Raw genomic sequence first — 23,412 nt, forward strand, 5'->3', positions numbered from 1 at the left:
GGGCGGGTCAGCCGGCGGCGGCCAGGGAGCGGCCCGCGAGGGCGGCGGAGTGGGCGTCCATGCGCTCGGCGGCGAGGATCGCCACCGCGGTGTCGGCGCGCGAGGCGGCGACGACGAGGGCGCGTCCGGCGAGGGTGTGCGCCCGGCGGTGCAGCGCGATCGCGCCCGTCGGGGCGGCGCCGGAGGGGACCGCGCGGACCGGCGCCCGGCCGCCCCGCAGCCGCGCCACCTGCTGTGCGAGCCGGTCGGCCGCGGCGCTGAGGTCGGGCGAGTCCGCCTGCGCGCGCAGTTCGTCGGTCACGGCGAGCAGCGCGGCGAGGTGACCCGCGAGCTGGATGTCCAGCTCCTCCTCACGGGACCGGTGGGGAAAGTCCGAAGAGGGGCCGGCCATCGTGCTGTGGACCGACTTGCTGCGGATCGGTTCGTACATGGGATGGCCTCCTGTGCTGTCAGGAAACCATCCTAGCTTAGATCTCGTCTAAAGTTGTGATGATCGCAAAAAGCGATCCGCCCGGTCACCCGGTGTGAGCGTCAGGGCTGGCCGTATCCGTCGAGGAAGCGCCCGATCCGGCCCATCGCGTCCCGCAGGTCGGTGACCGTGGGCAGGGTGACCACCCGGAAGTGGTCCGGTTCCGGCCAGTTGAAGCCGGTGCCCTGGACGACCATGATCTTCTCCCGGCGCAGCAGGTCCAGGACCATCTGCCGGTCGTCCTTGATCTTGAACACGGCGGGGTCGAGCCGCGGGAAGAGGTACAGCGCGCCCTTGGGTCGTACGCAGCTCACGCCGGGAATCTGCGTCAGCAGTTCGTACGCCGTGTCCATCTGCTCCTTGAGGCGGCCGCCCGGCAGCACCAGGTCGTCGATGGTCTGCCGTCCGCTGAGCGCGGCGACCACCCCGTGCTGGCCCGGCATGTTGGCGCACAGCCGCATGTTCGCGAGGATCGTCAGGCCCTCGATGTAGGAGTCGGCGTGCGCGCGCGGACCGGAGATCGCCATCCAGCCGACCCGGTAGCCCGCCACCCGGTACGCCTTCGACATGCCGTTGAAGGTGAGGGTGAGCAGGTCGGGGGCGATCGCGGCGGTCGGGGTGTGCGTGGCGCCGTCGTAGAGGATCTTGTCGTAGATCTCGTCCGAGCAGATCAGCAGGTTGTGGCGGCGGGCGATGTCGGTCAGGCCCCGGATCATCGCCTCGTCGTACACCGCGCCCGTGGGGTTGTTCGGGTTGATGATGACGAGCGCCTTGGTGCGGTCGGTGACCTTGCGCTCGACGTCGGCGAGGTCGGGCATCCAGTCGGACTGCTCGTCGCAGCGGTAGTGGACGGCCGTGCCGCCGGACAGCGACACGGCGGCCGTCCACAGCGGGTAGTCCGGCGCGGGCACGAGGACCTCGTCGCCGTCGTCCAGTAGGCCCTGCATCGCCATCACGATCAGCTCGGAGACGCCGTTGCCGATGAAGACGTGCTCGACGTCCGTCTCTATGCCGAGGGTCTGGTTGTGCATCACCACCGCGCGGCGGGCGGCGAGCAGGCCCTTCGCGTCGCCGTAGCCGTGCGCCGAGGAGACGTTGCGGAGGATGTCCTCCAGGATCTCCGGCGGGCAGTCGAAGCCGAACGCGGCCGGATTGCCGGTGTTCAGCTTGAGGATGCGGTGCCCGGCCGCCTCCAGACGCATCGCCTCCTCGAGAACCGGCCCCCGGATCTCGTAACAGACGTTGCTGAGCTTGGTCGACTGGATCACCTGCATGTCTGGGAGCTTACGGCCCGGTAACGCACCCGCGGGCGTGTTTTCCACCACGTGAGACGGGTGCTTTGGGGGTGTTCGGGTGCTTCGGGCGGGCGTTTTGCGACGTCCGGGGCGTGTGCCGGTCGGGGTCGGCGCGGCGGCGGGGGAGCGGGGCGCGTACGGCGGATGCGCCCGAACGTGTGCTTCCGGGCGGCGTCGCCGGGGGTGTGGCGGCGCGGCCGGGCGGGGGCCGCGGGCCGCCTTTTCGGTGGCCGGAAAGTGACCCTTGTCGGCCCCTCGCTCCGCGCCAACAATGCGCATGACAATTCCATGGGGCGGCCGGACGACCTCCGGGCGCCCCGACGCCAGAGGGGACCCCCACATGCGCAAGCCTCTCGTCGCCGCCTTCTTCGCCCTGGCCATCGCCGGGGCGGGAGCGGCACCCGCCGTGGCCGCACCGACCACGGCGCCGCCCGCGTCGCCGACCGCGGCCGCCCCCCGCACCGCCGACACGGCCCCGGCCCCCGCCCCGGCCGTCCGCGCCGTCACCCTCGCCGGGACGGTCGCGCTCAGCAACTGCTCCGGCTCCCTGGTCCGCTTCCCCAACTCCCTGGATACCGCCCCGGCGCTGGTCCTCACCAACGGCCACTGCCTGGAGACCGGCTTCCCCGCGGCCGGCGAGGTCATCGTCAACCGCGCCTCCAGCCGCACCTTCGGCCTGCTGAACTCGGCCGGGACCCGGGTCGCGACCCTGCGCGCCAGCAAGATCGCCTACGCCACGATGACCGACACGGACGCCACGATCTACCAGCTCACCTCGTCGTACGCGTCGATCCGCAGCTCGTACGGCATCAGCCCGCTCACCGTCCAGGACACCCGCCCGACCGCCGGGACCGCGATCACCGTCGCCTCCGGCTACTGGAAGCGCCTCTACAGCTGCAACATCGACGGCTTCGCCTACCGCGTCAAGGAGGGCGACTGGACCTGGAAGGACTCCGTCCGCTACACCCCCGCCTGCCAGACCATCGGCGGCACCTCCGGCTCGCCGGTCGTCGACCAGGCCACCGGCAAGGTGGTCGCCGTCAACAACACCGGCAACGAGGACGGCCAGTCCTGCACGGTGAACAACCCCTGCGAGGTCGACCAGAACGGCACGGTCACCGTCCGCCAGGGCATCAACTACGCCCAGCAGACGTACCAGTTCCCGGCCTGCTTCACGACCGGCAACCAGCTCAACCTCAACACCAGCGGCTGCGTCCTGCCCAAGCCGTAGCGGCAGACGCGGGGCGGGCGGACCGCGTGGTCCCGCGCGGTCCGCCCGGCGGCCTCACACCGGCGTGCGCCGGACCGCCCGCCCCGCCAGGACGTCCGTACGCCGTCCGTCGTCCATGACGAACCGGCCGTCCACGAGGACGTACGGGATGCCCGTGGGCGGGGTGCGCGGGGCGTCGTAGGTGGAGCCCGCCGCCACCGTGGCCGGGTCGAAGAGCACCAGGTCGGCCCGGTGGCCCTCGCGCACCAGGCCCCGGTCCGGCAGCCGCAGCCGGGCCGCCGGGCGCCCGGTGAGGTGCGCGACGCACTCCTCCAGCGACAGCACGCCCAGCTCGCGGACGTAGCGGCCGAGATAGTGCGGGAAGGTGCCGTAGGCGCGCGGGTGGGGCTTGGTGCCCTGGAGGATGCCGTCCGAGCCGCCGGTGTGCACGCGGTGGCGCATGATCGCGCGGACGTTCTCCTCGTGCCCGACGTGCTGGAGCACGGTCGGCGCGAGCCGGTCCTCCAGCAGCAGCCGGCGGGCGGTCGTCCACGGGCTCTCGCCGCGCAGCGCGGCCGCGGCGCGGACCGTGCGGCCGACGTACTCCGCGAGCGCCGGGTCGCCGGTGCCGGAGATCTCGACGGTCTCCCAGTCGACGGGCACGCCGTGGCAGCCGTCGGAGCCGGTGACCTCCAGGTCGTGCCGGATGCGTTCGGCCGTCGCCGGGTCGGCGAGACGCCGCAGCGTCTCCGCCGGGCCGCCCTCGTTGGCCCAACTCGGCAGCAGGGCGGCCAGGGTGGTGCAGCCCGGCGTGTACGGATAGGTGTCCAGGGTCAGGTCCGCGCCCGCGTCCAGGGCCCTGTCGAGAAGGGCGAGGAGTTCGGGGGCGCGGCCCTCGTTCTCGCCGAAGTTCAGCGTGGCGTGGGCGAGATGGAGCGGGCAGCCCGCCCGCCGGGTCAGCTCCACCATCTCGGCGTAGGCGGCGAGGGCGCCCGCGCCGTACGAGCGGTGGTGGGGGCAGTAGTAGCCGCCGTACGAGGCCACCACCCGGCAGAGTTCGGTGAGTTCGGCGTCCTCGGCGTACATGCCGGGCGTGTACGTCAGCCCCGAGGACAGGCCCACCGCGCCCTGTTCCATGCCCTCGGCCACCGACTGCCGCATCCGGTCCAGCTCCCGGGGCGTGGCGGGCCGGTCCGCCCAGCCAACGGCGAGCGCGCGCACCGTGCCCTGCGGGATCAGGTAGGCCGCGTTGACGGCGATGCCCCGGTCCAGCCGGTCCAGGTACTCACCCACCGAGCGCCAGTCGAAGTCGATGTCGTCGCCGTACCCGTTCCAGCCCGCGATCGCCTGCCGCACCTCGGCGAGCGTGCGGTCGTCGACCGGCGCGTACGACAAGCCGTCCTGGCCGAGAACCTCCAGGGTGACGCCCTGCGCGGCCTTCGCGCTGTGGTCGGGGTCGCGCAGCAGCGCGAGGTCGCTGTGCGCGTGCATGTCGATGAAGCCGGGGGAGAGGACCAGCCCCTCGGCGTCCAGCTCCCGTACGGCGGTGGGGCGTTGGCAGCCCGCGGCGGCGGCCTCCTGGACGATCGCGACGATCCGGCCGCCGTCCACCACGACGTCCGCCCGGTACGACGGGCCGCCGCTGCCGTCCACGACGTCCGCGTCCCGGATGACGAGGTCTTCCACGGGCTCTCCTCTGATGTGGCTCCGGTCCCGGCGCCCGCGTCCTGGGGGCGGGAAGGGGGGCTGTGGCCCTGTTCGCTCCGGTGCCGGGGTCTAGAAGAACGTGCGGACGTAGTCCACGACGGTGCCGTCCGCCTCCGCCAGCGGGATCAGCTGCCACTTGTCGAACGAGGTGCACGGGTGGGACAGGCCGAGGCCCACCCAGTCGCCGACCTCCAGGTCCGCCTCGGGCGTGGTGCGCAGCCAGGTGTGCTGGTCGGACAGGCCGGTCACCGAGACGCCGGTCGCGGGCCGTTCGGTGCCGTCCCGGCGGACCACCTGGGCGAACGGCAGATCGAGGTCGTACGCCGCGTCCCGCTTGCCCGCGTTGAGGAACGCCTGCTCGGCCGACGGCCGGGACACCACCTGCGCCCACAGCCGGAACGCCGGTTCCAGCGCGCCCTCCTCGGGGACCCGGTTGAACGGCGTCAGCTTGCGGTAGTGGCCGTCGTCGTGCGACACGTAGGCGCCCGAACGCAGCAACTTCAGTACGGGCAGCGAGAGTTCGGGGATCTCCGCGAAGACGTCGGCGACCGCGTCGAACCAGGCGGAGCCGCCCGCGCTGACCACGACCTCCTCCGCCCCCGCGAACCGCCCGGCCCGGTCGAACTCCGCGGCCAGCGCCACCAGCCGCCGCAGCCAGGCCCGCACCCGCTCCGGGTCGGCCTCCGGCACCTCGCCCTCGTAGCCCGCGACGCCCACCAGCCGCAGCGTGGGCGCGGCGGCCACCGCGTCCGCGACCGCCGCGCACTCCGCCTCCGTCCGGACACCGGTCCGCGCGCCCTCGCCCGCGGCCAGCTCGACGACCACGTCCACCGGCCGGGCGGCGCCGCGCAGAGCCGCGTCCATCAGCTCGGCCCCGCGCACCGAGTCGACGTAGCAGACGAACCGGAACGCCGGGTCGGCGGCCAGTCCGTCCGCGACCCAGCGCAGCGCGGCCGGGTCCACCAGCTCGTTGGCGAGGAAGACCCGCTGCACCCCGAACTCCCGCGCCACCCGCACCTGGTGGGGGACGGCGAGCGTGATGCCCCAGGCGCCCCGGTCGGTCTGCCGCCGGAACAGCCGCGGCGCCATCGACGTCTTGCCGTGCGGCGCGAACGCCAGGCCGTGCCGGGCCGCGTACGTCTCCATCAGCCGCAGGTTGTGCTCCAGCCGCTCGGCGGACAGGGCCAGGACGGGGGTGGTGAACCCGCCGGTGAAGAGGTTGCGCCGCTCGGCCGCCAGCTCCCCGACGGTCCGGCCGCCGGCGTCCGGCGGGAGGCCCTTGAAGCGGTGGTCGACGCGCTCCTCGGCGAGACGGGCGAGGGCGTCGGCGGCCGCGTCGGGGCCGGAGCCGGTACGGGGGCCGGTGTCGGAGCCGGGGGCGAGGGCCATGTGAGTCTCCTGGAGTGGTTCGTCGCGGTCGTCGTACCGGTCCCGATGCCTGCGTGCTGCGTGCTGCGTGCTGCGTGCTGCGTGGTGCCTGCTGGGCGTGTATTGCGTGCGTGTTGCGGCATGCGCAACGCTCATTGCGTATGCCGCTCCCCGCTGTCTAACATCTCGGCCAACGCGAGGTCAACGGAGCCGCCCGACCCGCACCCCACCTGGAAGCGACGACACCGTGACCGCGATCGGAGCCGAGGCCAGCGATGTCACGGGCGGTACGGACGCCACGGCCACGGATGAGACGGCCGATGCCGTCGAGGTGGTCGCGCTCGGTGAGTCCATGGTGGCCTTCCTGCCCGCCGTGCCGGGGCGCCTGGCCGACGTGCCGTCCTTCGCCCGCGCCATCGGCGGCGCCGAGTCCAACGTCGCCTGTGTCCTCGCCGCCGCCGGACACCGCACCCGCTGGGTGAGCCGGATCGGCGCCGACGGCTTCGGCGACCATCTCCTCGCCGCCGTACGGGCGTACGGCGTCGACGTCGCGTCCGTCACCCGCGACCCGGCGCGGCCGACCGGGATCTACTTCCGCACCGCCGGGGACCGCGCGACCGACGCCCACGAGGTGGCGTACTACCGGGCGGGCTCGGCCGCGTCCGCGATGACCGCGGCCAACGTCGACCTCGCCGCCGCGCGCGCCACCCGCGTCCTGCACCTCACCGGCATCACCGCCGCGCTCTCCGCGGGCTGCCTCGGCCTGCTGCGCGCGCTCACCGCGCCCGGCCCCGGCCGCCCCCTCGTCTCCTTCGACGTCAACCACCGGCCCGGCCTGTGGCGGGCCGGGGGGCCGGGCGGTCCCGGCAGCGGCGGCGCGGAGGCCGCCGAGGTGCTGCTCGGCCTGGCGCGCACGGCCGACCTGGTGTTCGTCGGGGAGGACGAGGCGCAGGCGCTGTGGGGGCTGGAGGGTGCCGAAGCGGTCCGGGCCGCGCTGCCCGAGCCCGCCGTCCTCGTCGTCAAACAGGGGGCACGCGGGGCGACGGCCTTCGAAGCGGGAGGGGGCGGGACGGACGGGGACGGCAGCGGGGCGGACCGGGAGTCCGGGGGGCCCGGATCAGGGGACGACCGGGACCGCGTCGCGCCGGGACCGGGCCCCGACCGGGTGACGTACGTCCCCGCGCCGCGGGTCGACGTCGTCGCCGCCGTCGGCGCGGGCGACGCCTTCGCCGCCGGGTTCCTCTCCGCCACCCTGCGCGGACTGCCCGCCCGCGACCGGCTGCGCCACGGCCACCTCGCGGCCGCCGCCGCCCTCACCGCCCCCGGCGACCTCGCCGCGCCCCCGGACCGCGCCCACGCCGACCGCCTGGCCGCCCTCGACGGCCCCGCGTGGGGGAGACTGCGACTGGGCCCCGGCTGGACCAGGACCGCGGAGCACGCCACGGCCGCCGCCGGTACGGACCCCGACGCCGCCGGTACGGGACCGGACGCCGCCGGTGCGGCACGGGCCGCCAGTACGCACGAGGAGGTACCCACGCCATGAGCCAGACCGTCGACCGCGCCCTGAGCATCCTGCCGCTGCTCGCCGAGGGCCCCGCCGATCTCGGCCGGGTCGCCGACCGCCTCGGCGTCCACAAGTCCACGGCGCTGCGCCTGCTGCGGACCCTGCACGAACACGGCCTGGTCTACCGCCAGTCCGACCAGCGCTACCGCCTCGGCGCCCGCCTCTTCGCCCTCGCCCAGGAGGCGATGGAGAACCTGGACATCCGCGAGATCGCCCACCCCCACCTGGCCCGGCTCAACGAGCGCTGCGGCCACACCGTGCACCTCGCGGTGCACGAGGAGGGCGAGGTCCTCTACATCGACAAGGTCGAGAGCCGCTACCCGGTCCGCATGTACTCCCGTATCGGCAAGCCCGTCGCCATCACGGTCGCCGGGGTCGCCAAGCTGCTCCTCGCCGACCTCCCGCAGCCCGAGCGGCGCGCCCTCGCCGAACGCCTCGACTACCCGCTCTACACCTCCCGCTCGACCCCCAACGCCGCAGCGTTCCTGCGGGAGTTGGAGAAGGTCCGGGAGCAGGGCTGGGCCACCGACCTCGGCGGCCACGAGGAATCCATCAACTGCGTCGCCGCGCCCGTCCGGGGCGCCGACGGCCGGGTGGTCGCCGCGATGTCGGTCTCCGCCCCCAACGTCGTCGTCACCGCCGACGAACTCCTCACGCTGCTCCCGCTGGTCCGGCGCACCGCCGACGACATCAGCGGCGAGTACTCCGGCCGTACACCGATCAAGGAAGCCAGGGAAGCCACCTCATGACCGAGCACACGGGCCACGCCACCGGGACCGGCGCCGCCGGAAGGACCGCGAAGACGGCCCTCACCCCGCCCACCCACACCGCGCCGCCCGCGCGGTTCTCGCACGGCGTCCGCAAGGGCAACATCCTCCAGGTGGCGGGCCAGGTCGGCTTCCTGCCCGCCGAGGAGGGCCGCCCGCCGACGCCCGCCGGGCCGACCCTGCGCGAGCAGACCCTCCAGACCCTCGCCAACGTCAAGGCGATCCTGACGGAGGGCGGGGCGAGCTGGGACGACGTGATGATGATCCGCGTCTACCTCACCGACGTCGCCCACTTCCCCGAGCTGAACGAGCTGTACAACGCCTACTTCGACGAGCAGGGGCTCACCCAGCCCCCGGCCGCCCGCACCACGGTCTACGTCGGCCTCCCGCCCGGCCTCCTCATCGAGATCGACGCACTGGCCGTACTGGACTGAGCGCCCGCTTCGCCGGGTTCGCGCACGAGCGGCTTTGTAGGCGTCCGATAACGAAGTCAGGGTCGGCTGTGTGCCGCACAGGATCATCGACCATACTGCCCGCTGTGGAGCAGCGCATAGGTTCGAGCAGCCAGCCCCTGGAAGGCGCCGGATTCGACCCGGCATTCATCCCCGGGCTCACGTCGCCCGTGACCGCGGAACCGGCGGACGCGAAGCCGAAGGACGCCCCGTCCGAGGACGCCGAAGCGGGCACCGACGCCAAGTCCGGGGAGGACGCGGCCGGTTCGGCGGCCGACGGGCCCGCGGACGACGGCGCGGTCGCGGCGCCCGCCGTCGCGGACTCCGCGGCGGACTCCGGCGCCGACGACGAGGAGACGCCCGACGGTCCGGCCTTCGAGGCCGCCGACCGCCGGGCGCGCATCGTCGCCGACGCCCGCGGCGTCCGCCTCCGTCTCGACGCGGAGGAGTGCGAGTTCCGCTGGGACGAGATCGGCGCGATCGAGACGGAGTCCCCGCGCTTCGGGAAGCGGTTCACCATCACGGTGCACACCCCTGAACGCCGCTGGTACCCGATCGAGATCGAGGCGACGTCCAGGGACCGCTTCAAGGAGTGGGACGAGCAGCTGGACGCGGTGCTCGACGCCTACTTCGACGACGGTGCGGAGGCATCCGACGGTGCGGAGACGCCCGAGGACTCCGAGGACCCCGAGGGCACGGAGCCGGACGTCGGGAGCGAGCCCGAGACCGACGCCGCGCCCGAGGCCACCGACGCCGCCGGCACACACACCGCCGACACGGACGCCGCCGAGCCGGACGCCCCCGCGAAGAAGGCCGACTGACCGCGACCGGCTAGGCGCAGTACTGCGCGGCCTTCCCGATCGACCGGTACATGCAGTCCGCGTTCTCCAGCAGTTGCAGCACGGCGTCCCGGTTGCGGGCGGTCTCCCGCTCGATCACCTCGTCGGGCGGGTAGAAGCCGCCCCCGCCCGCCGAGCCCGGGTACATCTCGAAGGTGTACGAGAAGATCTTGTGCGTGCCCCAGAGATAGTCGTCGATCGACCCGTCCGTGATGTACAGGTCGCTCGCCTGCTCCGGGGTGTAGCCGTTGCTCGCCGCCATCGACCGGCCGATCGTGGCGAACGCGTTGCGGTCGTCGGCGGTCATGCCGGTGGTGGTGTCGGCGGTCGTGTACCCGAACGGCCACAGCACCAGCTGGCTGTACGTGTGGAAGTCGATCCCGGCGGTGATCTGCTGCTTGCCGCCGACCACCCGGCCGCGTACGAAGTCGGCGACCACCTTCACCTCGGGCGCCGACTCGGCCGCCGCGCCCCGGTAGGTGTCCGACGACTTGGAGCCGGACGAGCCGTTGCAGCAGCCCCACCGGTAGGCCCAGTTGCGGTTCAGGTCCGTACCGACGTACGAGGAACCGGAGTTGGGCTGGCGGTTCTTGCGCCAGGAACGGTAGGAGCCGGTGGCGATGTCGTACTCGCCACCGTCCGGGTTGAGATCGGGGACGATCCAGATCTCGCGGCCGTTCACCATGCTGGTGATCCGGGGGTCCGCGCCGTAGCCCGCGCCCAGTTCGCGGATCAGGTAGAGGGCCATCTCCACCGTGAGGTGCTCGCGGGCGTGCTGGTGGTGGGTGAACAGCACCTCCGGCTCGGCCTCGTCGGTGCCGACGTTGTCGCTGATCTTCACGGCGACGATGTCCCGGCCCTGGTACGACTTGCCGATCACGCGCTTGCTGATGATGTCCGGGTGGGCGGCGATCCGCTGGTCGATCTCGGCGGTCATCTCGGCGTAGTTGTGGTACTTCGAGTCGGCCGACGGGAAGTCGAAGAGCCGTACCTCGCCGGGGGCGGTGCGGTCCGGGGCGGAGCCGAGCGCGGCGACCTCGTAGCCCCGGGCCCGCAGGGCGCGGATCTGGTCCGCGCGGCCGGAGACCACGACGGTCTCCTCGTCGGCCTCGTCCACGGTCACCCCGGACGCGGTGATCGCGGTGCGCAGGGCGGGCGTGCTGTGGTGGAGCTGGATCTCGTACTGGCGCACCTCGTCGCCGGAGGGCGCCGCCTTCGCGGGCGCGCCGTCGGCCGAGGCGGTCGTCGCGGTGGCGGAGAGGGGCGCGGCGAGGGCGAGCGCCAGCAGGGCGGCCAGGGCGGCGGTGCGCCGCCCGCGCCGGGCGTCGGGCGCGCGCGTGCCCGCGCCGCGGGTACGGAGTCGCATGGGGTCTCCTAGGTCTCCGGTGTCCGGGATCGCCGGACGTGTGGGGAGTGGGGTGGAGCGGGGGGAGCGGGCTCATGGTCCGTACGTGACATGGTCAGGTCAAGATGGCGAGGCCGTGGTCCGGCCGGATTCAGCCGTACGGCGGCAGGGGCGCGTGTGAGGGGCGCGGGCGCCCGGCGTGCGCGCGCTTGAGCACATGGGGTGGAGATCGCCGCCGCCCCCTTGCCCGCCCGGCCCCTTTGCGCTTTCTTGACCCCCATGGCGGACACCACGGGACACCCCACGGCCTCCGGGGCACCATCCGGCAACGGCGACAACAGCGGCAGCGACATCAATGCCGACGGCAACACCGCTCCTCGGAAAGCGAGTTGGCGCCACATCGGCCCCGGCATCGTCGTCGCCGCGACCGGCGTCGGCGCGGGCGACCTGGTCGCGACGCTCATCGCGGGCAGCAACTTCGGCTACACCCTGCTCTGGGCGGCCGTCCTCGGCTGCCTGGTCAAGATCTCCCTCGCGGAGGCGGCCGGCCGCTGGCATCTCGCCACCGGCCGCACCCTGTTCGACGGCTGGGCGAGCCTCGGCCGCTGGACGACCTGGTTCTTCCTCGTGTACGTCGTCGTCTGGGGCTTCGTCTACGGCGCCGCCGCGATGTCCTCCAGCGCCCTGCCGCTCCAGGCGCTCTTCCCCGACGTGATGGACCTGGAGTGGTGGGCGATCGCCTGCGGCCTGGTCGGTCTGGTCTTCGTCTGGTTCAACCGGTACGCGGTCTTCGAGAAGGTCATGACCGTCCTGGTGGGCGTCATGTTCGCGGTCACCGTCTACCTCGCGGTCCGGGTCACCCCGAACCTCCCCGACGCCCTCGCCGGACTGCTCCCGGTCCTCCCCGACGAGAAGGACTCCGTCCTCAACACCCTCGGCCTGATCGGCGGGGTGGGCGGCACCATCACCCTGGCGGCCTACGGGTACTGGGTCAACGCCAAGGGCTGGACCGGCCCCGGCTGGATGAAGGTGATGCGCCTGGACAACCGGGTCGCGTACGCCACCACCGGCGTCTTCGTCGTCGCCATGCTCTTCGTCGGCGCGGAACTCCTGCACTCGGCGAACGTGGCCATCGCCTCCGGCGACAAAGGGCTCGTCCAGCTCGGCGACATCCTGGAGGCCGAGTACGGCTCGGCGACCGCGACGTTCTTCCTGATCGGCTTCTTCGCCACCTCCTTCACCTCCCTGATCGGCGTGTGGCACGGCGTCAGCCTGATGTTCGCCGACTTCGTGGCCCGCCACCGCGGCCAGGACCGCGCCACCGGCGAGGAGGTCGCCTCCGGCGCCCGCGAACGCTCCTGGCCGTTCCGCGCCTACCTCCTGTGGCTGACCTTCCCCCCGATGGTCCTGCTCTTCCAGGGCCAGCCCTTCCGCCTGGTCATCCTCTACGGCGTGCTGGGCGCCGCGTTCCTGCCGTTCCTGGCCCTCACCCTGGTCTGGCTCCTCAACTCCCCCCGGACACCGGCCGCCTGGCGCAACGGCCGGCTGAGCAACGGCATGCTCGTGGCGGCGGCGCTGCTCTTCCTGGTGCTGTGCGTGAAGCAGGTCTGGGACCAGCCGTGGTCGGAGTTCTTCTGAGGCGGCCCGCCGCCGCCGAGGACGCCCCGCTCTCCGCCGCCCCCGCGACGCCCGGACGCCTGGACCGCCCAGGACGCGGCCGGACACGGCCGGACGGCCGGGGAGGTGTCCTCCCCGGCCGTCCGCCGTCCTGCCCGTACGCCGTGAGAGCTACGGCAGCGCGTGCACGTGCGGGCCCACCGCGTTCGACCAGGCGTTGCCCGCCGTGGCGTCCCAGTTGGTGGACCAGGTCATCGCGCCCCGCAGGTCGGGGTAGGTGCGCGACGGCTTGAAGGAGCCGCACCCGGTGCCCTTGGTCAGGCAGTCGAGCGCGTTGTTGACGATGCTCGGGGAGACGTAGCCGCTGCCCGCGCCGCGGGTGGAGGCGGGCAGGCCGAGACCCACCTGGGAGGGCGCGAGGCCGTTCTCCAGCTGGATGCAGGCCAGCGCGGTGAGGAAGTCCACCGAGCCCTGGCTGTAGACCTTGCCGTCGCAGCCGAGCATCGAACCGCTGTTGTAGTACTGCATGTTGACGACCGTGAGGATGTCCTTGATGTTGAGGGCCGTCTGGAAGTAGGAGTTCGAGGTCGACTGCATGTCGATGGTCTGCGGGGCCATCGTGATGATCAGCGAGGAGCCGACCCGCGCCGACAGCGACCGCAGCGCCTGCGTCATGTAGGTCGCGTTCAGGCCGTTCTCCAGGTCGATGTCGACGCCGTCGAAGCCGTACGTCTGCATCACGGAGTACACCGAGTTGGCGAAGTTGGCCGCAGAGGTGGCGTCGTTGACCGCGACCGTGCCGCGCTCGCCGCCGACCGAGATGATGACCTTCTTCCCGGCCGCCTGCTTCGCCCGCACGTCCGCCTTGAACTGGTCGACGGTGTAGCCGTTCAGCCCGGCCGAGTCCAGGGTGAAGGAGACGGTGCCCGGCGCGCCGGTCGCGTCGGCGAAAGCCACCGCGATGATGTCGTACTGGTTCGGGACGTCCGAGATCTTCTGCACGGTCGCGCCGTTGTTGAAGTTCTGCCAGTACCCGGTCACCGCGTGCTTGGGCACGGAGCCGCCGCCCCCGCCGCCCGAGGTCGCCGTCCGCCCGGTCACCGCCGCCGAACGCGCCGACTCACCGGCCGCGTTGGTCGCCGTGACCTGGAAGGAGTACGAGGTCGCCGCCGCGAGCCCGGTCACGGTGGCCGAGGTGCCGGTCACCGCCGTCACCTTCGTGCCGTCCCGGTAGACGCTGTAGCCGGTCGCCCCGGACACCGCGTTCCAGGCCAGCGACACCGAGGAGGACGTCGTACCGGAGACCGCGAGGCCCGCCGGGGTGGCCGGGACCGTCGGACCGGGGTCGGTGCCCCCGCCGCCGTCGGGGCCGAACACCGTGACGTCGTCGGCGAGATAGGCCGCCTGGCCGTACCAGCCGTGCAGGTAGACCGTGACGGAGCTGGTGGCGGCGCCGGTCGAGAAGGTCGTCGAGAGCTGCTTCCAGCCGCTGGAGTCCGGGGTCCACGTCGAGACGTCCGTGGTGCCGGTGCCGGTCGCGCCGAGGTAGGCGTACCCGCCCTGGACCCAGGCGCTCAGCGTGTAGCGGGAGTTGGGCTTGACGGCGACCGTCTGGGAGCAGCGGGCGTTGTCCTGGCCCGCCGGGGTGGCCCGCAGCGCGGCGGTGCCGCCGTGCACGGGGGAGGAGACGGTCGCGCCGCTGTTCGCGGAACACGTCCAGTTGGCGAGGCCGGACTCGAATCCGGCGTTGCGCGCGTTGTTCACATCCGCCGCGGACGCCTGAGCCGCGCCCGCGAGGGTGAGGGCGAGGGCGGTGGTCAGGACTCCCGACCACAGCCGTGCCGATCTCTTGAAGACCGATCGTTTAAAGGGGGACATGACAACAAGTTGGTCCAGACCAATTCTGTTGTCAAGGGGTCGGGAGGTGCGGGCGGCCCTGCGCCGCACACCGCCCGCGGCTGCCGGGAGCGGACCGTGGCGTACGGCGCACGGGCCCCGGAAACCGGGCGTCCGACCGGCTCGCGGGCAACCTGCCCCGGTTTGCTCTGACTTGCGCGAGAACAGTTCGTGAGCAGCGACGGAAAGCTGTTCTCCGGCCAGAGAGGGCTGGATACAGTGCTGAGGTCAGTCACGCAATGAAGTCACCCCGGTGCACCGGAGTAACAGCCGACGCGCCGGACCGCGGGAACGGGGAGCTGCGCGTGCCAACTGCCATTGCCGTGACGGGTGCCGACCTCGCCCTGCCGGCCCAGGACGAACGGACCGTGCCCGCCGCCGTCCTCGACGGCCTGCACGAGCGGCCCCTCGACCAGGCCGTCGGCGACGTCCAGACCCTCCTCGACCAGCACGGCCACCTCGTCGTCCTGTACTCGCGCGCCGTGCCCGCCGCCGTCGAACAGCGGCTGCGCACCGTCCGCTCCCTCCTGGAGAGCGACCGCGTCGCCCTGTACCGCTCCGACCTGCCGCCCCTCGGACTCGCCGTCCTGGCCCGCCAGTTGCGCCAGCTCGCCTCCTGCGACCTCAGCCCCGGCATCCTCGCCTCCGCGGCCCGCCTGCTCACCCACTACATCCACGCGGGCGCCCTCCTCGGCTCGGTCGCCCGCCTCGACCGCGTCCCCGTCGACCTCACCGCGCACGCCCGCTCCTGGATGCCCGGCAGCCAGTTCGGCGTCCTCGCCCACCCCCAGCCCACGCTGGTCAAGGCCACCCCCGAAACCGTCCTGGACGGACCCGAGTTCGGCACCTGGATGCTCGTCGCCCGCGGCCAGCTCACCTCCGACTGGGTCACCGCCACCCTCGCCCCCGCCTGGCAGGTCCAGGGCCTGCGCGAGACGGACCTGCCCGCCGAGTCCGCCCGCTGGTGGAGCACCGGCAAGCTCGTCGAGTTCTGCGCCTACCTGCCCGACCTGTCGGTCCTCTACCAACTCGTCGCCTCCGTACGGCGCACCGTCTGCCACTGGTGCGGCGTCGACGTCATAGGCGACCTCTGCGTCTTCTGCTCCGCCACCCCGCCACCCGCCCACGAGACCGCACCGCCCGCGCTCACCGCGGGCGGCCGGCGCAGCCGCGCGCTCCCCGCGGGCGGCTGACCAGGCCCACCGCTCCGCCCGTTCCCGTCCGCACGACCCGAACCCCAACGAGGTTGCACGGCTCATGAACTCCCGTCAGCGCCGCGGCGTGATCCTCCTGCTCCTGTCGGTCCTGTGCGCCCTCGGCGCCTTCGCCGGCGTCCTCTCCGTCATCAGCGACGTGGAGTCCAAGGTCGGCCCCGAGGTCACCGCTTACCGGCTGAAGTCCGACGTGGCGCCCTACACCCCGCTGCGCGCCGACCAGTTCGAGAAGACCGAGATGCCGGAGCGCTGGCTCTCCGACAACGCGGTCACCGACCTCGCCGCCGTCCGCGGCAAGATAGCCGTGACCACCCTCAAACGCGGCTCGCTGCTCCAGAGCGACATGATCGTCGACCAGCCCGCCCTGCGCCCCGGCGAGCAGGAGGTCGCCATCATGATCGACGCGGCGACCGGCGTCGCGGGCAAGATCACCGCGGGTTCCGCGGTCAACGTCTACGCCACCTTCGAGGGCGCCAAGGAGAGCGACCCCGACCAGTCGAAGATCATCGTCACCAACGCCCGCGTCCTCGACGTCGGCGAACTCACCGCCCTCGACCCGGACGAGAACGACCGCGGCCGGCAGGCCACCGACGCGGTCCCCATCACCTTCGCGCTCTCCACCCTCGACGCCCAGCGCATCACGTACGCCGAGTCCTTCGCCAAGCGCGTCCGGCTCGCCCTGGTGGCCCCCGGCACCCCCACCACGGTCCCCGAACAGGACCGTACGTACGAACTCGCCACGGACAAGTGAGAGGCCGCCGCCCATGCCCACCAGGATTCTCCCGGCCGTCGGCGACGCGGACGCGGTCCGCTCCCTCACCACCCTGCTGAGCCAGCTCCCGGACGCCGAACCCGTCACCCCGGTCGGCGACTCCACCCACCTCGTCGACACCCTCGCCCGGCTGGCCGCCGAGTCCGTCGACGAACTCCCCGAGGTCGTCGTCGTCCACGAACGCATCGGCCCCGTACCGGCGTTGGAGCTGGTCCGCGAGGTCGCCCTGCGCTTCCCCGCGGTCGGCGTCATCCTGGTCACCACCGACGCGAGCCCCGGCCTCTTCGCCGCCGCCATGGACGCGGGCGCCCGCGGCCTGGTCGCCCTGCCCCTCAGCTACGAGGAACTCGCCCACCGCGTCCACGCCGTCGCCCAGTGGTCCACCGGCGTACGACGCCATCTCGGCCACGGCGCCGAGGTGTTCACCGGAGCGGGCGGCACCCTCGTCACCGTCAGCGGCGCCAAGGGCGGCGTCGGCACCACCCTCCTCGCCGTCCAGCTCGCCCTCGCCGCGCAGGCGTCCGGCCGCCCCACCGCACTCGTCGACCTCGACCTCCAGAGCGGTGACATCGCCTCCTTCCTGGACGTCCAGTTCCGCCGCTCCGTCGTCGACCTCGCCGCCATCACCGACCTCTCGCCGCGCGTCCTCGCCGAGGCCGTCTTCCGCCACGACAGCGGGGTCGCCCTGCTGCTCGCCCCCGGCGAGGGCGAACGCGGCGAGGAGGTCACCGACCGCGCCGCCCGCCAGATCATCGGCGCCCTGCGCTCCCGCTACGAGGTCGTCGTCGTCGACTGCGGCTCCCAGCTCGGCGGAGCGGGCGCCGCCGTCGTCGAACTCGCCGACACCGCCCTGCTGGTGACCACCCCCGACGTGGTCGCCGTCCGGGGCGCCAAACGCGTCGTCCGCATGTGGGACCGCCTCCAGATCCGCAAGGCGGAGGAGACCACGGTCGTCGTCAACCGCCACAGCCGCGCCACCGAGATCCAGCCCGGACTCGTCCAGAAGATCACCGGCACCGCCGTCGCCGCCACAGCGATCCCCGCCCACTTCAAGGAACTCCAGGCCGCCGTGGACGCCGGACGCGTCCACGCCCTCGACGCCAAGGGCACCGTACGGCAGGCCATGTGGGCCCTCGCGGGCGAACTCGGCCTGGTCCGGGCCGCGGAGGGCTCCGCGCACCGCAAGCCCGGCCGGGCCCGCGGCGAGCGCGGCGCGGTCCGGGGCGGCGACCGGGGCGCGGCGGGACTCCGGCGGAGGAGGGAGTGAACGTGAAGGCACGCGCCCGGCACGGCACCCGCCCCGCACACCCCACGGGACACCCCGCGGGGCGCGACCGGGGCCAGGTCTCCGTCGAACTCCTCGGGATGACCCCGCTGATCCTCGTGACCTTGGTGGTCGTGTGGCAGTTCGTACTGCTGGGGTACACGTTCACGCTCGCGGGGAATGCTGCCGACGAGGCGGTCCGGGCGGGAACGGCGGTGCCTCGGGGGGAGCGGCAGGCCGTGTGCGAGCAGGCGGGACTGGACAAGCTGTCGGACGCGTGGCGTTCGGGGGCCAGTGTCAGCTGCCCGACCTCGGACGGCTACGTCACGGCGACGGTCGTCCTGCGGGTCCCGGTCCTCTTCCCGGGCACGATCGACTTCCCCTTCGAGGTGAAGGGCCACGCGGGCGCGGTCGAGGAGGAGGACGACTGACATGACGTACGCACACCCCGGCCCCCCGGCCCGCCACCGGTCCCGACATGACCGTAGCCGTGACCGTGATCGCGGCCAAGTCGCCCTGGAGTACCTGGGGTTCCTCCCGATCCTGCTGCTGGTGGCCCTGGCCGCCGTACAGCTCGGCGTGATCGCGTACGCCGCGCAGCAGGCCGGTACGGCGGCCCGCGCGGGCGCCCGCAGCGCCTCCCTGGACCGGGGCGCCGACGGCGCCTGCCAGGCCGCCGTGAGCGGCTGGCTGGCAGGCGGCACGAGCTGCGCGAGCGCCGGGGCGGGCGACGCCGTCCGGGTCACGTCCACCGTGCGCATCCCGTCCGTCATCCCCGGCATCGCCGACTTCGGCACGGCCAGCAAGTCCGCCGTCATGCCCCTCGACCACTGACCCCACGACAACCAGCACCGACAGGAAGGAGGCGCGGCCATGAGCCTGCGGGCCCGCATCACCTCACCGGAGGAGAACGGCGGCCGGGCCGAGGACGGCCATCTGATCGCCTCCTACCGCGCCAAGCTGCTGGAGGAGATCGACCTCGCCGAGATGAGTTCGCTCGCGGCGGCCGAACGCCGGGCCCGTCTGGAGCGGGTGCTCGGCCACATCATCAGCCGCGAGGGCCCGGTGCTGTCCACCGGCGAACGCGGGCGGCTGATCCGCCGGGTGGTCGACGAGGCGCTCGGCCTCGGCATCCTCGAACCACTCCTGGAGGACGCGTCGATCACCGAGATCATGGTGAACGGCCCCGACGCCGTCTTCGTCGAACGGGGCGGCCGCGTCGAGCAGCTCCCGCTCCGCTTCGCCTCCCACGACCAGCTGATGCAGACCATCGAACGCATCGTGTCGACCGTCAACCGCCGTGTGGACGAGACGAATCCGATGGTCGACGCCCGCCTCCCCTCCGGCGAACGCGTCAACGTCATCGTGCCGCCCCTGTCGCTGACCGGCCCGATCCTCACCATCCGCCGCTTCCCCCGCTCCTTCACCCTGCACGAGCTGATCGGCTTCGGCTCCCTCGACGAACCGATGCTGTACCTCCTCGCGGGCCTGGTGCAGGCGAAGTTCAACGTGATCGTGTCCGGCGCGACCGGCACCGGCAAGACCACCCTGCTCAACGCCCTCTCCGGGCTGATCCCCGACGGCGAGCGCATCATCACCATCGAGGACTCCGCCGAACTCCAGCTCCAGCAGTCGCACGTGATCCGCCTGGAGTCCCGCCCGCCCAACGTCGAGGGCAACGGCCGGATCACCATCCGCGACCTGGTCCGCAACTCGCTGCGCATGCGGCCCGACCGGATCGTCGTCGGCGAGGTCCGCGGCGGCGAGTCCCTCGACATGCTCCAGGCGATGTCCACCGGCCACGACGGCTCCCTCGCCACCGTGCACGCCAACAGCGCGGAGGACGCGCTGATGCGGTTGCAGACCCTCGCCTCCATGTCCGACGTGGAGATCCCCTTCGTCGCCCTGCACGACCAGATCAACAGCGCGGTCGACGTCGTCGTCCAGCTCACCCGCTTCGCGGACGGCGCCCGCCGCATCACCGAGGTCGCCCTCCTCGACAGCCACGGCGGCGAGCCCTACCGCCTCGCCACCATCGCCCGCTTCACCGCCCGCCCCATGACCCCCGACGGCCGCGTGCACGGCGCCTTCTCCTACTACCCGCTCCCGCGCCGCACCGCCGACCGGCTCCACCTCGCCGGACAGCCCGTCCCGCAGGCCTTCGGCGTCGCCCGCACCCTCGACGAACTCACCACCCGAGAAGCCCGCTAGCCCACCCGACCGCACCCGCCGCGCCACCGGAACAGGACGGACAGGAACCCGCCGATGACCCTGGAGAACCTGATCAGCCTCACCACCGGGGTGAGCCTGCTGACCTGTGTCCTGGCCGTCGTGGGCCTGCACACCTACGCCCGCGGCCGCGCCCAGCGCGCCGCCCTCGTCGACCGCCTCAGCCACACCGGCCAGTCCGAACTCGCGGGCCGCAGACGCCGGTTCGGCGCACTCGACCGCCGCCTGCGCCGCACCGGGTTCGGCCGCCGCCTCGAACTGAAGCTGACGGCGACCGGCCTGGACGTCACCCCGGGCGAGTTCTTCGCGTACATGCTGGCGACGGTGGCGGCGCTGTGGCTGATCGGCCAGGCCACCCTGGCCCCCTTCTTCGGCCCGCTCGCCGGACTGCTCGGCGTGTGGGCGGCCTGGCAGTTCCTGACCTGGCAGCGGCAGAAGCGCATCGAACGCTTCATCGGCCAACTCCCCGAACTGGCCCGCATCCTGGCCAACGCCACCCACGCGGGCCTCGCCCTGCGCACCGCCATCGGCATGGCCGCGGAGGAGCTGGAGGCACCCGCCGGGGAGGAACTCGCCAAGGTCGCCAACCAGTTGGCGGTGGGCCACTCCCTGGACGACGCCCTCGGCGAACTCGCCGACCGGCTCCCCTCCCGCGAACTCGTCGTCCTCGTCACGACCCTGGTCCTCTCCAACCGCGCGGGCGGCCAGGTCGTCGGCGCCCTGCGCAACCTCACCGAGACCCTGGAGGAACGCAAGGAGACGCGCCGCGAGGTCCGCACCCAGCTCTCCCAGGTCAGCATGACCTCGTACGCCGTCCCCGCGCTCGGCGTCGGCGCGCTGTTCCTCATGAACAGCGTCGAGGGCGGCACCCTCGACCGCATGACCGGCTCCCCCCTCGGCCAGGCCGCCGTCATCATCGCCTTCGGCCTCTACGCCGTCGGCTTCGTCCTCATCCGCCGCATGTCCCGCATCGACGTCTGACCCCAGACTCCGCAGCCTCAGGACACTCACACCCCCCAAGACCCCCGACATCCGAGAGGAGGCCCGCCATGGAACTGCTGCTCGCCCTCACCATGGGCCTCGCCGTCTACGGGATCTTCGCCGGCCTGCGCATGTACCGCGCCGACGCGAAACTCCCCCCCGACCTCGCCCTCGCCCTGGAGGTCGGCGCCACCCGCACCGGCGCCGTCGGCTCCCTCGTCGACCGCCTCGGCATGCGCTACGCCCCGGCGGTCCTGCGGATGATGGGCCCCAAACAGGTCGCCAGGTACCGACGGCGCATCGACCTGGCGGGCAATCCGGGGGGGCTCACGATCGACCGGTATGCGGCGCGGCGGGCGGTGTACGGCGGCATCGGCGCCCTGGGCGCCCTGGTCGCGCTGCTCCAGGGGAGCTGGTTCCTCGCCCTGCTGATGCTCGCCTTCGGACTCTTCTGGTCCGAGGTCGGGATCTGGGCGTCGATCCGGGTCCGCAAGGACGCCATCGAACGGACCCTCCCCGACTTCCTCGACGTCCTCGCCGTCGTGGTGAGCGCGGGCCTCGGCTTCCGCCAGGCCCTGGACCGGGTGTCGTCCCGGTACAAGGGCCCGTGGGCGGACGAGATCCGGATCACCCTGCGCCAGATGGACCTCGGCATGAGCCGCCGCGAGGCCTTCGCGGAACTCCGCCGCCGCAACGACTCCGAGCAGGTCGCCATGTTCGTCACGGCGCTCCAGCAGGGTGAGGAACTCGGCGCGCCGATCGTGGACACGCTCGTCGCGATCGCCAAGGACATGCGCCGCACGGACGCGCAGAACGCCCGCCGCAAGGCGGCCCGCGCGGTCCCCAAGGCCACGCTGATGATCACCACGTTCATGGTGCCGGCCACGATGCTCCTGCTCGGCGCGGGCATGCTGCTCGGCTCGGGCACCGACTTCAGCTCGATCACGGGCGAGTAGGTGAGTGCGGGATGACAGTGATGACGGCTGGCACCGGCCGCGGGCGCCGGATCTCCCCCTGGCGGCGCCGGGGCCCCGGCCCCGCGCCGTCCGGGGCGACGGCCGCCACGTCCGGGACGCTGACGCCGTACGCGCCGGCCCCCGAGCCGCCCGCCACGGACCCGGCACCCCAGCCGCCCCTCCCGCTCCAGGCCAACGCCCTCCAGGCGATCGGCCGCCAGGTCTTCGGCTTCCGCCTCGCCATGATCGCCCTGGCCGCGCCCGCGGCCCTCCTGAACGCCTCACCCGGCCTCGGCGTCCGCATGGTCGGCACCGCCGTGGTCGTCACCTTCATGGGCTCGTACGTCCTCTTCCGCGACTGGGAGCGATTCGGCCCCCTCCTCCTGCGCCACCCCACCCTCCTCGCCGCCGACACCCTCCTCGGCACCCTCCTGCTGGTCTCCGCCGGCCCCGACACCACCCTCGCCTACGTCAGCGTCTGCACCCCCCTGCTGGCGGGCCTGCTCTACGGCTGGCGCGGGGCGGCCTGCTTCGCCTCCCTCCAGTCGCTGATCCTCCTGCTGGTGCACACCACGCTCGACCACGGATCGGGCGCCGACCTCGCCGAACGCCTGCTGCTGCCGGGCCTGTGCGTCCTCACCGGCGCCGTCGGCTCCACGCTGCGCACCCTCATGCTGCGCCTCGGCACCGCCACCCAGACCCTCACCACCGTGCGGGCCCGGCTGGCCGCCGCCGAGGCCGTCGCCGCCGAACGGGCCCGGCTCGCCCGCGAGATGCACGACTCCGTGGCCAAGACCCTGCACGGCGTGGCCCTCGCCGCCGACGGCCTCGCCCACTCCGCCGCCGCGGAACCCCCCGACCCGGACCGGCTCCGCCGACAGGCCGACCTCGTCGCCCGCGCCGCCCGCCGGGCCGCCGCCGAGTCTCGTGAACTCCTCACCGACCTGCGCCGCGAGACGTCGCCCGGCGCGCCGGTGCACCTCTCCCGCGAACTCGACACCCTGACCGCCGACTTCACCCGGCGTACCCGCCTCGCCGTCACCCGTCGTCCCCCCGCCGAAGACCGCGCCCCGCTGACCGCGGCCCCCGCCGTGGCCCGGCACCTTCTGACCATCGTGGCGGAGGCACTGGACAACGCCCACCGGCACGCGGCCGCCGACCGGATCGAGGTCCGTACGACCGTGCGCGACGGACTCCTCGACCTGTGCGTCCTGGACGACGGCGGCGGTCTGCCGCCCGGCACCACCCTGGAAGAACTGCGCCGCACCGGCCACTTCGGGCTGGTCGGCATGGCGGAACGGGCGGCCGGTCTCGGCGCCCGCATCCGCTTCGGCCCCGGCCTCGGCACGCACGGCACCGGGGTCCGTCTGGAGATCCCGCTGACCGCCCTCACCGCCCCGGAACCCTGACCGGCCCCGACCCTCTCCGCCCCCGTGCCCCATCCCCTGTCCCCCGTCCATGAGAGGA

21 protein-coding genes are annotated in these 23,412 nt (G+C 73.1%); 15 read left to right on the plus strand and 6 right to left on the minus strand.

Going from position 1 to position 23,412, the window contains the following annotated elements; genetic code table 11:
* Positions 1-7: 7 nt before the first annotated feature.
* Both ACIQPQ_RS06120 and ACIQPQ_RS06125 read right to left on the minus strand, forming a co-directional pair.
* Positions 8-430, minus strand: coding sequence for a hypothetical protein (locus tag ACIQPQ_RS06120; protein WP_401300301.1), 423 nt, complete (start codon positions 428-430; stop codon positions 8-10).
* 101 nt (positions 431-531) lie between these two features.
* Positions 532-1,743 (minus strand): pyridoxal phosphate-dependent aminotransferase, encoded by a 1,212-nt coding sequence (locus ACIQPQ_RS06125; RefSeq protein WP_401300303.1) that lies wholly within the window; start codon positions 1,741-1,743, stop codon positions 532-534.
* A 361-nt stretch (positions 1,744-2,104) separates the two neighbouring features.
* Here ACIQPQ_RS06125 and ACIQPQ_RS06130 point away from each other — a divergent pair, with 361 nt between their 5' ends.
* Entirely contained in the window at positions 2,105-2,995 is an 891-nt protein-coding gene (locus ACIQPQ_RS06130; protein ID WP_401300306.1) for a serine protease, read from the plus strand.
* Between the two features lie 54 nt (positions 2,996-3,049).
* On the opposite strand, the gene ACIQPQ_RS06135 is transcribed toward ACIQPQ_RS06130, so the two are convergent.
* Both ACIQPQ_RS06135 and ACIQPQ_RS06140 read right to left on the minus strand, forming a co-directional pair.
* Positions 3,050-4,660: an amidohydrolase family protein gene (locus ACIQPQ_RS06135; protein WP_401300309.1), complete on the minus strand. Its 1,611-nt coding sequence runs from the start codon at positions 4,658-4,660 to the stop codon at positions 3,050-3,052.
* Positions 4,661-4,750: 90 nt separating this feature from the next.
* Positions 4,751-6,070: an amino acid deaminase gene (locus ACIQPQ_RS06140; RefSeq protein WP_401300312.1), complete on the minus strand. Its 1,320-nt coding sequence runs from the start codon at positions 6,068-6,070 to the stop codon at positions 4,751-4,753.
* Positions 6,071-6,401: 331 nt separating this feature from the next.
* Here ACIQPQ_RS06140 and ACIQPQ_RS06145 point away from each other — a divergent pair, with 331 nt between their 5' ends.
* The 4 genes from ACIQPQ_RS06145 to ACIQPQ_RS06160 all read left to right on the plus strand — a co-directional run bounded on the left by ACIQPQ_RS06145 (position 6,402) and on the right by ACIQPQ_RS06160 (position 9,653).
* Positions 6,402-7,592 (plus strand): sugar kinase, encoded by a 1,191-nt coding sequence (locus tag ACIQPQ_RS06145; protein ID WP_401301513.1) that lies wholly within the window; start codon positions 6,402-6,404, stop codon positions 7,590-7,592.
* A complete protein-coding gene (locus tag ACIQPQ_RS06150; RefSeq protein ID WP_383770260.1) occupies positions 7,589-8,362 on the plus strand; it encodes an IclR family transcriptional regulator in 774 nt (257 codons plus the stop codon). Before ACIQPQ_RS06145 ends, ACIQPQ_RS06150 begins: the two co-directional genes overlap by 4 nt.
* Positions 8,359-8,814 (plus strand): RidA family protein, encoded by a 456-nt coding sequence (locus ACIQPQ_RS06155; protein WP_401300316.1) that lies wholly within the window; start codon positions 8,359-8,361, stop codon positions 8,812-8,814. Before ACIQPQ_RS06150 ends, ACIQPQ_RS06155 begins: the two co-directional genes overlap by 4 nt.
* Before the next feature lie 104 nt (positions 8,815-8,918).
* Positions 8,919-9,653 carry a hypothetical protein gene (locus ACIQPQ_RS06160; protein WP_401300319.1) on the plus strand — a complete coding sequence of 245 codons (735 nt, stop codon included), beginning with the start codon at positions 8,919-8,921 and terminating at the stop codon, positions 9,651-9,653.
* A 10-nt stretch (positions 9,654-9,663) separates the two neighbouring features.
* Here the strand turns inward: ACIQPQ_RS06160 and ACIQPQ_RS06165 are convergent, their stop codons facing one another.
* Entirely contained in the window at positions 9,664-11,037 is a 1,374-nt protein-coding gene (locus ACIQPQ_RS06165; RefSeq protein WP_401300321.1) for a M14 family metallopeptidase, read from the minus strand.
* 249 nt (positions 11,038-11,286) lie between these two features.
* Here ACIQPQ_RS06165 and ACIQPQ_RS06170 point away from each other — a divergent pair, with 249 nt between their 5' ends.
* Entirely contained in the window at positions 11,287-12,654 is a 1,368-nt protein-coding gene (locus ACIQPQ_RS06170) for an Nramp family divalent metal transporter (RefSeq protein ID WP_401300324.1), read from the plus strand.
* Between the two features lie 150 nt (positions 12,655-12,804).
* Here ACIQPQ_RS06170 and ACIQPQ_RS06175 read toward each other — a convergent pair whose 3' ends face one another.
* The gene (locus ACIQPQ_RS06175) at positions 12,805-14,511 is read right to left on the minus strand and encodes a chitinase (protein ID WP_401300327.1); all 1,707 of its coding nucleotides are present in this window, start codon (positions 14,509-14,511) and stop codon (positions 12,805-12,807) included.
* A gap of 323 nt (positions 14,512-14,834) precedes the next feature.
* On the opposite strand from ACIQPQ_RS06175, the gene ACIQPQ_RS06180 reads away from it, so the two are divergent.
* The 9 genes from ACIQPQ_RS06180 to ACIQPQ_RS06220 all read left to right on the plus strand — a co-directional run bounded on the left by ACIQPQ_RS06180 (position 14,835) and on the right by ACIQPQ_RS06220 (position 23,354).
* A complete protein-coding gene (locus ACIQPQ_RS06180) occupies positions 14,835-15,722 on the plus strand; it encodes a hypothetical protein (protein ID WP_401300330.1) in 888 nt (295 codons plus the stop codon).
* Between the two features lie 64 nt (positions 15,723-15,786).
* Positions 15,787-16,494 (plus strand): Flp pilus assembly protein CpaB, encoded by a 708-nt coding sequence (gene cpaB / locus ACIQPQ_RS06185; protein WP_383770242.1) that lies wholly within the window; start codon positions 15,787-15,789, stop codon positions 16,492-16,494.
* 13 nt (positions 16,495-16,507) lie between these two features.
* Entirely contained in the window at positions 16,508-17,782 is a 1,275-nt protein-coding gene (locus ACIQPQ_RS06190) for a CpaE family protein (RefSeq protein ID WP_401300334.1), read from the plus strand.
* Between the two features lie 98 nt (positions 17,783-17,880).
* Positions 17,881-18,210 carry a pilus assembly protein gene (locus ACIQPQ_RS06195; protein ID WP_401301516.1) on the plus strand — a complete coding sequence of 110 codons (330 nt, stop codon included), beginning with the start codon at positions 17,881-17,883 and terminating at the stop codon, positions 18,208-18,210.
* A gap of 1 nt (position 18,211) precedes the next feature.
* Entirely contained in the window at positions 18,212-18,613 is a 402-nt protein-coding gene (locus tag ACIQPQ_RS06200) for a TadE/TadG family type IV pilus assembly protein (protein ID WP_401300336.1), read from the plus strand.
* A 39-nt stretch (positions 18,614-18,652) separates the two neighbouring features.
* Complete coding sequence (locus ACIQPQ_RS06205; protein ID WP_401300339.1) at positions 18,653-19,990, plus strand: CpaF family protein; 1,338 nt, start codon at positions 18,653-18,655, stop codon at positions 19,988-19,990.
* 54 nt (positions 19,991-20,044) lie between these two features.
* The gene (locus ACIQPQ_RS06210) at positions 20,045-20,989 is read left to right on the plus strand and encodes a type II secretion system F family protein (protein ID WP_401300342.1); all 945 of its coding nucleotides are present in this window, start codon (positions 20,045-20,047) and stop codon (positions 20,987-20,989) included.
* A gap of 68 nt (positions 20,990-21,057) precedes the next feature.
* A complete protein-coding gene (locus ACIQPQ_RS06215; RefSeq protein ID WP_401300345.1) occupies positions 21,058-21,945 on the plus strand; it encodes a DUF5936 domain-containing protein in 888 nt (295 codons plus the stop codon).
* 20 nt (positions 21,946-21,965) lie between these two features.
* On the plus strand, positions 21,966-23,354 hold the full coding sequence (locus ACIQPQ_RS06220; RefSeq protein ID WP_401300347.1) for a sensor histidine kinase: 1,389 nt from the start codon (positions 21,966-21,968) through the stop codon (positions 23,352-23,354).
* Positions 23,355-23,412 lie beyond the last annotated feature (58 nt).

This window comes from Streptomyces sp. NPDC091281 (genome assembly GCF_044757425.1).
In the GTDB taxonomy this organism is placed as follows: domain Bacteria; phylum Actinomycetota; class Actinomycetes; order Streptomycetales; family Streptomycetaceae; genus Streptomyces.